The sequence below is a fragment of the uncultured Mucilaginibacter sp. genome (assembly GCF_903913935.1).
In the GTDB taxonomy this organism is placed as follows: Bacteria; Bacteroidota; Bacteroidia; order Sphingobacteriales; family Sphingobacteriaceae; genus Mucilaginibacter.
In genome coordinates, this window is sequence record NZ_CAIWNH010000280.1 from 1 (window position 1) to 11,009 (window position 11,009).

10 protein-coding genes are annotated in these 11,009 nt (G+C 43.3%); 8 read left to right on the forward strand and 2 right to left on the reverse strand.

Going from position 1 to position 11,009, the window contains the following annotated elements; genetic code table 11:
- From QZY09_RS11140 to QZY09_RS11165, 6 genes are all read left to right on the forward strand, one after another.
- Nucleotides 1-808: 4Fe-4S dicluster domain-containing protein (locus QZY09_RS11140; RefSeq protein ID WP_295672371.1), on the forward strand; the 808-nt coding region annotated here is incomplete at its 5' end.
- On the forward strand, nucleotides 805-1,275 hold the full coding sequence (locus tag QZY09_RS11145) for a Crp/Fnr family transcriptional regulator (protein WP_295672373.1): 471 nt from the start codon (nucleotides 805-807) through the stop codon (nucleotides 1,273-1,275). The genes QZY09_RS11140 and QZY09_RS11145, both read left to right, overlap by 4 nt.
- Before the next feature lie 2 nt (nucleotides 1,276-1,277).
- A complete protein-coding gene (locus QZY09_RS11150) occupies nucleotides 1,278-2,162 on the forward strand; it encodes an FAD/NAD(P)-binding protein (protein ID WP_295672375.1) in 885 nt (294 codons plus the stop codon).
- 74 nt (nucleotides 2,163-2,236) lie between these two features.
- The gene (locus tag QZY09_RS11155; protein WP_295672377.1) at nucleotides 2,237-3,016 is read left to right on the forward strand and encodes a hypothetical protein; all 780 of its coding nucleotides are present in this window, start codon (nucleotides 2,237-2,239) and stop codon (nucleotides 3,014-3,016) included.
- The gene (locus QZY09_RS11160) at nucleotides 3,006-4,295 is read left to right on the forward strand and encodes a Ni/Fe hydrogenase subunit alpha (protein ID WP_295672379.1); all 1,290 of its coding nucleotides are present in this window, start codon (nucleotides 3,006-3,008) and stop codon (nucleotides 4,293-4,295) included. The genes QZY09_RS11155 and QZY09_RS11160 overlap by 11 nt, the downstream gene beginning before the upstream one ends.
- A gap of 15 nt (nucleotides 4,296-4,310) precedes the next feature.
- Nucleotides 4,311-4,781, forward strand: coding sequence for a hydrogenase maturation protease (locus QZY09_RS11165; RefSeq protein ID WP_295672382.1), 471 nt, complete (start codon nucleotides 4,311-4,313; stop codon nucleotides 4,779-4,781).
- 34 nt (nucleotides 4,782-4,815) lie between these two features.
- On the opposite strand, the gene QZY09_RS11170 is transcribed toward QZY09_RS11165, so the two are convergent.
- Both QZY09_RS11170 and QZY09_RS11175 read right to left on the reverse strand, forming a co-directional pair.
- Nucleotides 4,816-5,271 carry an Rrf2 family transcriptional regulator gene (locus QZY09_RS11170; RefSeq protein ID WP_295672384.1) on the reverse strand — a complete coding sequence of 152 codons (456 nt, stop codon included), beginning with the start codon at nucleotides 5,269-5,271 and terminating at the stop codon, nucleotides 4,816-4,818.
- Nucleotides 5,272-5,341: 70 nt separating this feature from the next.
- Nucleotides 5,342-7,078 carry an alpha-glucosidase gene (locus tag QZY09_RS11175; protein ID WP_295672386.1) on the reverse strand — a complete coding sequence of 579 codons (1,737 nt, stop codon included), beginning with the start codon at nucleotides 7,076-7,078 and terminating at the stop codon, nucleotides 5,342-5,344.
- A 200-nt stretch (nucleotides 7,079-7,278) separates the two neighbouring features.
- Between QZY09_RS11175 and QZY09_RS11180 the strand changes: the two genes are divergently transcribed.
- Both QZY09_RS11180 and treF read left to right on the forward strand, forming a co-directional pair.
- Nucleotides 7,279-8,814 carry a glycoside hydrolase family 32 protein gene (locus QZY09_RS11180; RefSeq protein WP_295672388.1) on the forward strand — a complete coding sequence of 512 codons (1,536 nt, stop codon included), beginning with the start codon at nucleotides 7,279-7,281 and terminating at the stop codon, nucleotides 8,812-8,814.
- 358 nt (nucleotides 8,815-9,172) lie between these two features.
- Nucleotides 9,173-10,738, forward strand: coding sequence for an alpha,alpha-trehalase TreF (gene treF, locus QZY09_RS11185; RefSeq protein ID WP_295672390.1), 1,566 nt, complete (start codon nucleotides 9,173-9,175; stop codon nucleotides 10,736-10,738).
- Nucleotides 10,739-11,009: the final 271 nt, after the last annotated feature.

The window sequence follows — 11,009 nt, forward strand, 5'->3', positions numbered from 1 at the left end:
ACCTAAAAGAAAGAAAGCTTTTATTGGTGTGCGGCCCTGCGAACTTAACGCTATTTTAATACAGGATAAAGTGTTTTTAGAAGGAATGGCTGTTGATGCTTCCTACCAGGCTTTAAGGGATAATGTTTTTATAGTGGCGGTAAATTGTACCCATCCGGCAGGCACCTGTTTTTGTGCCTCGATGAATACTGGCCCCAAAGCAACCAAAGGCTTTGATATTTCATTAACAGAGGTAATGGACGGAGACCGCCATTATTTCCTTGCAGAATCAGGAAGCAGCCTGGGCGACGATGTTTTAATAGATATGACCGGCCATGATGCTTTAGACAACGAGATAGCAAACGGCAAAAATGCTCTTGAAAATGCCGCCGGAAAAATGGGCAGAAACCTGGACACGGCAAATATTAAGGAACTCCTTTACGCCAATTCCGAAAGCCCATATTGGGATGAAGTGGCTGCCCGCTGTTTGTCATGCGGCAATTGCACCATGGTTTGCCCTACTTGTTTTTGCACAACCGTTGAGGATAAAACCGACCTTACCGGCCAGCATGACGAACGCTGGAGTAAATGGGACTCCTGTTTCTCCCTGGAGTTTTCTTATATCCACACCGGGCCGGTACGGTCAACGGTGCGTTCACGTTACAGGCAATGGATGACACATAAGCTGGCATCGTGGATAGACCAGTTTGGCACATCCGGATGTGTGGGTTGCGGCCGATGTATTACCTGGTGCCCGGTTGGGATAGATATAACCGAAGGGCTGGCGGCAATAAGAAATGATCAAACAGAAAAAACCAACCATATATGAAAAATCTGGAACTGGCAATAGCCAAACACCCTTTCTTCGATGATCTTCCCGAAGAAGATATCCGCAGTATTGCCGGAGAGGCAAATGTTGTAAATTTTAAAGATGGGGATGTACTGTTTAAAGAAGGAGAAGATGCAGACAAGTTTTACCTTATAATAAAAGGTAAAGTTGCGCTGGAAACATATACTCCCGGTAGGGGAGTAATTAATATACAAACCGTTGAGGATGGAGAGATGCTGGGATGGTCGTGGTTGGTGGCCCCTTACAAATACCGTTTCGCTGCAAAAGTGATAACGAAAACCGAAATGATTGTCATTAACGGAACGCAATTGCGTGCTGAGTGCGAAAAAAAACCGGTTTTAGGCTATGAAATGATGAAACGAATGGTTCGCGCGATCGCTTTCCGGCTTGAACAAACAAGATTGATGCTGATGGATGTTTATGGCAAACGGCCTAAAAAAAATTGATCATGGAGGATACTATTTATAACACCGAAACCATAGTTGCTGATCCGATGGTGCCAACGCTTTACCGTGTAGAAAGCTACGTTAAAGAAACCAGTGATACCTTCACGCTTGCTATTTCGCCAACCGGATCAGCTTTGGAGGTAAAAACTGCAAACCAAAAGCAACTGGACGCTGCGCCCGGGCAATTTAACATGCTTTATGTATTTGGTATGGGCGAAGTGCCCATTTCAATAAGCGCAAGCCCGGCCGTGGGCGGTTTATTAACACATACCACACGCGACGTAGGCAGTGTTACCAAAGCGTTATCGGCCCTTAAGGTCGGCGATATGTTGGGCGTACGCGGGCCTTTTGGTACGCCCTGGCCTGTAGAGCGTGCCATTGGTAAAGATGTGGTGCTTGTTGCAGGCGGCATCGGGCTGGCTCCATTGCGCCCGGTCATCCATGAACTGCTTGCCAGGCGTGCGGATTTTGGCCGGTTGGTAGTGCTGTATGGCTCACGGTCTCCGGCCGACATTATTTTTAAAAATGAACTGAAAAAATGGAAAGCGCAGCCCGGCGTGATCGTATATATGACAGTCGACCGGGGCTCTTCATCGTGGCATGGAAGTGTGGGTGTGGTTACCCGGTTGATCCCGAAAATACGCTTCGATCCGGCCAACGCGATTGTGATGATCTGCGGCCCGGAGATAATGATGCAGTATACAGTAGATGCCCTGAAACAACGCGGCGTTAGCGGCGACGATATCTATGTATCTATGGAGAGGAATATGAAATGCGCAGTGGGTTTTTGCGGCCATTGCCAGTTTGGCGAACACTTTATTTGCAAGGACGGCCCTGTGTTCACCTACGACCAGCTTTCATCCCTTTTTAAAAAACCGGAGATTTAAAAAAAGTGTAAGCTTTAAAATAGAACGGCTCCCGGCAGAGGAAGCAATCAATAAACGGAATTAACAACAGTACCATGCCAAAACCACACATCCCTAAATTAGCTGTATGGAAATTTGCATCCTGTGATGGGTGCCAGCTTAGCCTGCTTGATTGCGAAGATGAATTACTGGCCATCGCAGGACAGATAGAAATCGCAAACTTTCCGGAAGCCTCTAGTGCCATCGTAAAAGGCCCGTACGACCTTTCGCTGGTTGAGGGCTCCATCACTACCCCGCACGACGAAGAGCGGATTCACAAGATCCGCAAAATGTCGAAATATGTAATTACTATTGGCGCCTGCGCAACTGCCGGGGGCATACAGGCCCTGCGTAATTTTAAAGATGTTAACGAATTCATATCATTGGTTTATGCGCGGCCGCACTATATTTCAACGCTAAGTAAATCAACGGCTATTGCTGATCATATCGAGGTGGATTTTGAGTTGCGTGGCTGCCCCATAAATAAAAACCAATTACTTGAACTGATCAGTGCCTTTTTGCAAAACCGGAAACCAAATATCCCCAATTACAGCGTGTGTGCGGAATGTAAACGGCGTGGAACAGTATGTGTAATGGTATCAAAAGGGATAACCTGTATGGGGCCTGTTACGCATGCGGGGTGTAATGCGCTTTGCCCCTCATACAACAGGGGCTGCTATTCCTGCTTCGGGCCAAAGGAAACGCCGAATGCTGCCTCCCTGAGCAGGTGGTTGCTTGAGCAGGGCGTTGAAAAAGAAGAGCTGGTTCGAATTTTTAGAGGTTTTAATGCTAATGCGGAGCCTTTCCGTAAAGAAAGTGAATATTATGAAAAATAAAACACTAAAGATAGACATACTGGCCCGCGTAGAAGGCGAGGGAGGGCTTAAACTGAAGATCAGCAATGGTATCGTAAAAGATGTCCAATTAAAAATATACGAGCCACCTCGTTTCTTTGAGGCCTTTTTAAGAGGTCGCGACTTTAGGGAAGCGCCAGACATTACCTCCCGTATTTGCGGTATCTGCCCAATTGCATACCAACTGGGTGCTTCGCATGCGATGGAAGAAATTTGCGGTGTAAAAGTAGATGGCCAGTTAAAAGCGCTGCGCCGCCTGATCTATACCGGCGAATGGATTGAATCGCATGTATTGCATGCCTTTATGCTGAATGCCCCGGACTTTTTTGAGGCCGGGAGTGTAATTCACCTGGCCCAGGTATACCCCGAAGTAGTTAAGAATGCTTTAAGGATGAAAAAGGCAGGTAACGAGATCATGGTCGTACTTGGCGGGCGCGAAATACACCCCATAAATTTACGTTTGGGTGGATTTTATAAAGTACCGAAAAAGCGTGAATTAAGGGCATTGCTTGAAGAGATCAAATGGTCAAAACAGGCTGCGGTTGATTCGCTGATGTTTATTTCTAAATTTGAATTTCCTGAATTTAAACAAAACTATGAGTTTCTTGCCTTATCTGATCCTGACGAATACGCGATTTTAGGTGGACGCCTTGTGTCAAACTGCGGGATTAACCTGCCTATTAACGAGTATGACAATTGCCTGGTTGAAGAGCATGTACCGCATTCAACTGCCTTACATTCTCACCTAAGGGGTGCAGGTACTTGTTTGCTCGGACCTCTGGCAAGGTATAACCTCAATTTTGAACAACTTACACCCCTGGCTAAGGAAGCCGCCTTTAACGCAGGGCTCGGACGGCATTGCTATAACCCCTTCAAAAGTATACTGGTACGAATGGTGGAGGTAATTTATGCCTTTGAAGAAGCTGAAAGGATTATTGAAGCCTATGAAGAACCTGACAGTCCCGCTATTGAAGTAAATCCAAGGGCCGGCACCGGGTATGGCGCCACAGAAGCGCCGAGAGGTATCTGTTATCATCGCTATACGATTGACGACAACGGCATCATCCTGGATTCAAAAATAGTTGCACCTACATCCGTGAACCAGTCGAGGATCGAAAAGGACCTGTGGGACCTGGTGCAGGCCAACGTGGGACTGACGGATGAAAAGCTAAAGTTTTTTTGTGAGCGCGCAATCCGCAATTATGATCCTTGTATTTCCTGCTCTACCCATTTTCTGACGGTGGATATTGAGCGCGATTAAATCAAAAAAAGTAATATGAAACAGGATGTGTCTTCTTCAAAAATTCTTTTGATTTGTATCGGAAATGAATTCAGGGAAGATGACGGGCTGGGCATTTATATTGGCCGGCATAGTAAGATAAGGAGCCTCCGAAACCTTGCGATCATAGAGAACTCGGGAGACGGAATGGCAATGATGGATGCCTGGAAAGATGGGGGGACTGTGATCCTTGCAGACGCAGTCCGTTCCGGGCGCCCGGCAGGTACCCTATTTCATTTTGATTTATTGAAAGATCCGATCCCCCCGGATCTGTTCATTGTATCTACACACAATATCGGGATCCCCGAATGCATCAGTCTTTCAGAAAAACTGGACATGTTGCCGGAAAAATTGTTTTTCTATGGTGTTGAAGGACAGGATTTTGGATATGGCAAAAAACTATCGCCCCTGGTAAAAGCGGCAACAGAAAGGTTGATCGATGAAATCGTGGCTGACGTTGAAAGTTGAAATTTTAGTATCCGACAGGTTTAAAAAGCAATAATTATTCTATCGATGCTTCTATATCTCTTTCGTAGAGGTCTTTTTGGCGGTTTATGATCTCGGCAAGGGTAGCATCTTTAAGCATTCTTACGGTCTCCCGGCGAACATCTGAAAAGATATCCCTGATCCCGCAATGTACTTCATCTTTGCATTCCTGGCACTTTTGGTAGTACTTATGAGTAACGCAGGGGAGTAAAGCAATTGGCCCATCAAATATCCGCATCACTTCGGCCATGTTGATTTCTTCAGGCGTTAGTAAAAGGTAATACCCGCCTTCTTTTCCCTTTTTACTGTTTACCATACCAGCGTTTCGGAGTACCAGTAAAATCGATTCAAGGAATTTTCTCGAAATATTTTCAGTTTCGGCAATAGTTCTGATCTGAACTGGTTCGTTCTGCGGCTGTTGGGCTAAATAAACCAGGGCATTAATTGCGTATTTGGCTTTTTTGGAAAGCATATGTACAAAATTGCGTATTATTTATCAATTAAAAAAATTAATTATTGGCGATCCTATACGGCCCTTGTAATTACTCGTTTAATTCATAAACCAATGCTTCATAGGGTCTTAACTGAATATTTGAACTGTTGTTTACAGATGCAGCGCCATCAATATAATTAGCCGCAAGCAATCTTGAGTTCTTTACAGTAATGCCAATATCAGTTTGCGCCTTATTGGCAGTAAAATTTAATAAGATAAGCACTTTTTTTCCATCGCCCTCCCTCGTATAGGCATATACATTGGGGTTGTTTTTATCCAATAAGGTATATTTTCCGTAAACCAATACTTTGTTCTGGATCCTTAAAGCAACCACTTTTCTAAAATAATTCAGACATGAGTTTTGGTCTTTTTCTTCCGCTGCCACATTGATGGTTTTATAATTGGGGTTTACCTTTATCCATGGCGTACCGCTGGTAAAACCCGCATTTTTAGTAGCATCCCATTGTAGCGGCGTGCGGCCATTATCCCGGCATGCATATTTGATTCCTTCCATAAATTTTTGCATATCGCCGCCAATATTTTGCTGGTGCTTATACTCGTTTAAGGTTGACATATCGCGGTAATCCTCAATTTTATCGAACCTGATATTCGTCATCCCTAATTCATCACCATTATAATAATAAGGCGTTCCGCGCATTGTCATGATAAACGTTGTAAGCATTTTTGATGAAAGCTCCCTGAATTGGGGGCTGTCATTTCCAAACCGGCTAACCATCCTTGCCTGGTCATGATTAGCCAGGAAAATAGATAGCCATCCTTTGCTGGCAAACACACTGTCCCAGCGGCTGAACACTTCTTTAAAATGTAAAACACTATACCCTTTTGGGTTACTGGCAATATCAACCCCTTCAAAAGCGTAGGCCATATTTAACTCGTTTCGGTCGGCATCCACCATGTCATGGGCATCTTGGTAGGAGTTACCGGCTCCTTCGGCAACGCTCATTACATCATATTTACTTAGTACCTCCTTATTCATTTCCTGCAAATAATCATGTAAATGCGGCCCTACGGCATAATAAAGCGAGAAGTTTTTTTCGTAGCCTTCAGGGAATTTAGGGAAGGTAGTGTCCTTCGCGGCAAACTGGAACGCATCCAGCCTGAAACCATCAATGCCTTTTTCGCACCAATATTTCATCATATCATAAATTTCGCTCCTTAGTTTTGGATTTTCCCAGTTCAGATCCGGCTGTTTGCGCGAGAAATAGTGCAGGTAATAAGCATTTGTTAATGAATCAAAGCGCCAGGCATCGTGGTTAATATCAAAAAGGCTGTATCGTGGGTTGGGTTTTCCTTTATCAGCATTCCACCAGTGGTAATAATCGCGGTATGGGCTGGTCCTGGAGCTGCGGCTTTGCTTAAACCATTCATGCTCGTCGCTGCTATGGTTTACTACAAGGTCCATCACCAGTTTTATGCCTCTTTGGTGCATGCCTTTTAACAAAGCCTTAAAATCGTCCATTGTGCCAAACTCCTTCATGATATTGCGGTAGTCGCTTACATCATAGCCATTATCATCATTTGGCGAGCTATAGATCGGGTTCAGCCAGATCACATTTACCCCAAGACTTTTGATATAATCAAGTTTCGAAATAATGCCTTGCAGGTCACCGACGCCATCTCCGTTGGCATCTTTAAAACTTCGGGGATAGATCTGGTAAACTACTGCCTCTTTCCACCATTTTTTTTCGGGCGATTCCTGGGCGTAATTCTTTTGTGGGCAGGTGAGCAGGGTGATTGCAAAAATGGCGATAAATAGCGTTCTCATTTTTATTATCTTCGGTAACTAATTAATAAACTTTTTTATAGGGCAATATTTCTCTTAAACATGCGACGTTTTTTCTTGAAGATGGCTGCTGCACATTGCTTCGCCTAAAATAAAATCGTTGGTTTATAAAGATGATAAGGCAAATATGTTAAAGATATTTGATGATTAACTGAAGAATATTTACAAATTATAAATTGAACATGGTGAATTTGAGGTTTAAGCTAACTGTTTTGCTGTTTTTTTTTATGGTATCAGTATGCAGTTTGGGAGTTGCCCAGCAGCAAACAACAAACCCTTATAACGAGCCATTTAGGCCGCAATTACATTTTTCGCCAAAGGCACATTGGATGAACGACCCCAATGGTATGGTTTATTTTAACCATACATATCACCTGTTCTTCCAATATTACCCCGGTGGTACCGTTTGGGGGCCCATGCATTGGGGCCATGCCGTCAGTAAGGACCTGCTGCACTGGCAGGAGCTCCCGATTGCTTTATACCCGGATAGTCTTGGCTATGTTTTTTCGGGCAGTGCCGTGGTCGATTCCAATAACACGTCCGGCTTTGGTAAAAACGGTAAAATTCCGTTGGTTGCCATTTTTACCCACCATGACCCAAACGGCGAGCGCGCAGGGACGAATAATTTTCAAAATGAAAGCATTGCATTTAGTTTAGATGAAGGGCATACCTGGACGAAGTACAGCGGTAATCCGGTTTTAAAAAATCCAGGGATCAGGGATTTTCGCGATCCTAAAGTGATGTGGTACGCAAAAGGTAAAAAGTGGGTGATGACGCTGGCGACAAAAGACCATATCACCTTTTATTCATCGCCTGACTTGAAAACATGGACGAAAGAAAGCGAGTTTGGTAAAGAGTTAGGTGTTCATACAGGTGTTTGGGAATGCCCGGACCTGTTCCCGTTAAAATTGAATGGAAAACAGTATTGGGTGCTGGTTGTAAACCTTAACCCCGGCGGCCCAAATGGCGGATCGGCAACAGAATATTTTGTAGGTCAGTTTGATGGAAAAGAATTTGTGCCTGTCGATCATCAGATCAAATGGCTCGATTATGGCCCGGACGAGTATGCTGGCATCACCTGGAGCAATACCGGGGAACGAAAAATATTTTTAGGCTGGATGAGCAACTGGAATTATGCAACCCAGGTGCCAACCGTAAGCTGGAGAAGCGCAATGACGATCCCAAGGGACTTAAAATTGATCAGTGATAACGGAAATATATTGCTTGCTTCTACACCGGTGAAGGGAATATTGAAATTGAAACAACAGCCAATTTTAGCAGGCAATGTTCAGGTTAAAAAAAGATATGCTGTTAACGCTAAGGCCAGCACATCTGCGGGACGGTACCTTTTAGATCTTCAAACCAACTCATTAAATGATTTTGCGCTAGAACTTGCAAACAGCAACAATGAAAAACTGATAATTGGATTTGACAAAATAGCAAATCAATATTTTATAGACAGAACGAAAGCCGGGATCCATGATTTTAATAAGGATTTTGCCGGTATTTTTAAAGCTCCGCGTTTATCTGCAAATAAATCGGTTAAACTTACATTGGTTGTGGACAGGGCTTCTGTTGAACTATTTGCCGATGGCGGAGCAACCGTAATGACCTGTATCTTTTTTACCGAAAAGCCTTTAAATAAGCTAACTATTGTACCAGGTAACGCCATTCATATCAAATCATTATCAATTGCCGGGTTGCGGTCTATCTGGTAATAGCCTTTTTGATAAAAATATAATAACCGCATTTGTTATTATTAGGCCGTTATGTAAACTGCCTTTAGCGGTGTTTCGTGTTCCCGCATATCAGTCGATAGCGCCAATATTTAGTTAAAATAAACCAAATATTGGATGCTTTCACCCGCATCGGGTTTCTAATAGCAAAAATAATATCAATATTTTTTTTCAATGTATTTTTTATAAATAGTTGATTTAAAGTTTGTTGATTTTATAACAACCTATTTTTGGTTAAATTTTTATTATATAAAATAGCTATGGTAAATGGTGGTCATATATCGCTTTCATAATGCGCTTATATTTATCCTCAACCATCGATTGTATTCCTGTTTTTATAATGAAAAAAATCCTATTAACATTATCATTGATAATTGCGTTTATTGTTGCCCGTTCACAAAATCTAACACCAAGGCAATTATTCCCCGGCCTGTTTGAATCTGTCCAGCTGTCTGATGTTTTTCCGGATAACAAAACATTTGTTGATGCTACGCCAAAGCGCGAGCCCGCGCTGATCATGAAAGATTATTTAGCGCAGAAAAACAAACCCGGGTTTGATCTGAAGCAGTTTGTTACAGATAACTTTGATATACCTGGCGGGCCGAAGTCTATTTTCAAAAGTGACATCAATACCGGCATACGCAAGCACATTGATACTTTGTGGCAGGTACTTTACCGCCGGCACGATACGGTATCAAAGTACTCGTCGTTACTGCCAATGCCAAATGATTTTATAATCCCGGGCGGGCGGTTTCGCGAAACCTATTATTGGGACTCTTATTTTACGATGCTTGGCCTCCACGAAAGCCACCAAACAAAGATCATTCAAAACATGATCGGGAATTTTGCTTATATGATAGATAAATATGGGTTTATCCCCAACGGCACCCGTACCTATTATCTTAGCCGTTCGCAGCCCCCGTTTTTTTCGATGATGCTGGATGTGCTGGCCAAAGATGAGGGTAAGCAGGTATTGGTAAAGTATCAGCCTGAGCTTTTAAAAGAATATGCATTTTGGATGAAGGGTTCAGCTAAACTAAAACAGGGCCAGGCTTACCGTAATTCAGTTAGGATGCCGGCCGGCGAAATATTAAACCGCTACTGGGATGAATCTGACAAACCTCGGGAAGAATCTTTTAAGAAAGATGTAAATGCTGCAAAATTAACAAAGCAGGATACTAATGCCTTTTACCGCAACATACGTGCGGCCGCCGAGTCGGGCTGGGATTTTAGCACCAGGTGGATGGATACCACCGGTAAATTGGAGACTATTCAAACTACCTTTATCATCCCCGTTGATTTAAACTGTTTGCTTTACCACCTTGAACTTTCAATCGCGTCATCCTACCAGCTTCAGGGGAACGTTACTGCTTATAACAGTTATTTGACAAAGGCCCATTTGCGAAAAAAAGCTATCTCGAAATACTCCTGGAGCGAAAAGAACGGATGGTTTATGGATTATAACTGGAAAGAAAAACATACCACGCCGGTTGAAACACTGGCTGGCGTATTTCCGCTCGAGTTTAACATTGCCGGTGCAAAACAGGCAGAGCAGGTAGCGTCAAAGTTAAAAAGCAAATTCTTAAAACCAGGTGGATTGGTAACAACCATCAACCGCTCAGGACAGCAATGGGATAGCCCCAACGCCTGGGCGCCATTGCAATACATCGCTATTGACGGCCTGAATAATTATCACCAGTCAGACCTCGCACGCAGTATTGCCATCACCTGGATCCAAACCAATTTGCAGGTGTTTAATGAAACCGGCAAACTGATGGAAAAATATAACGTTGTTGACACAAATGTAAAGGCCGGCGGTGGCGAATACCCCCTGCAGGATGGTTTTGGGTGGACTAACGGTGTATTACTTGATCTTCTTGACCAGTATTATCCCTCTCAATTATAATCGGTTATTTAGTATTTTAATCGATTTTACATACTTGGCGAATATTGCTATGTAAAATCCGTTTTTAATATTAATTTTAGAGCAAAGGTTTCGGGCCTTGTCAAACCAATTTTGTTATGAGAATTTTTTTACCACTATTATTTCTGGTGTTATTTGTATGCCCTGCATTCTCAGTTGGGAAAACAGATAGTCTTTTGGCTGTTTTGAAGACGGAACTGGCAAAACGAAAAGTGTACGATGACCAAAAGGAAGGCCGCATTAAAAAGCTAAA

What these genes read in the sequence shown, in the direction of transcription:
- QZY09_RS11170 (WP_295672384.1), bottom strand. Translation starts at nt 5,271, where the DNA reads ATGCTTTCCAAAAAAGCCAAATACGCAATTAATGCCCTGGTTTATTTA.
- QZY09_RS11155 (WP_295672377.1), top strand. Translation starts at nt 2,237, where the DNA reads ATGCCAAAACCACACATCCCTAAATTAGCTGTATGGAAATTTGCATCC.
- QZY09_RS11150 (WP_295672375.1), top strand. Translation starts at nt 1,278, where the DNA reads ATGGAGGATACTATTTATAACACCGAAACCATAGTTGCTGATCCGATG.
- QZY09_RS11175 (WP_295672386.1), bottom strand. Translation starts at nt 7,078, where the DNA reads ATGAGAACGCTATTTATCGCCATTTTTGCAATCACCCTGCTCACCTGC.
- treF (WP_295672390.1), top strand. Translation starts at nt 9,173, where the DNA reads ATGAAAAAAATCCTATTAACATTATCATTGATAATTGCGTTTATTGTT.
- QZY09_RS11180 (WP_295672388.1), top strand. Translation starts at nt 7,279, where the DNA reads ATGGTGAATTTGAGGTTTAAGCTAACTGTTTTGCTGTTTTTTTTTATG.
- QZY09_RS11145 (WP_295672373.1), top strand. Translation starts at nt 805, where the DNA reads ATGAAAAATCTGGAACTGGCAATAGCCAAACACCCTTTCTTCGATGAT.
- QZY09_RS11165 (WP_295672382.1), top strand. Translation starts at nt 4,311, where the DNA reads ATGAAACAGGATGTGTCTTCTTCAAAAATTCTTTTGATTTGTATCGGA.
- QZY09_RS11160 (WP_295672379.1), top strand. Translation starts at nt 3,006, where the DNA reads ATGAAAAATAAAACACTAAAGATAGACATACTGGCCCGCGTAGAAGGC.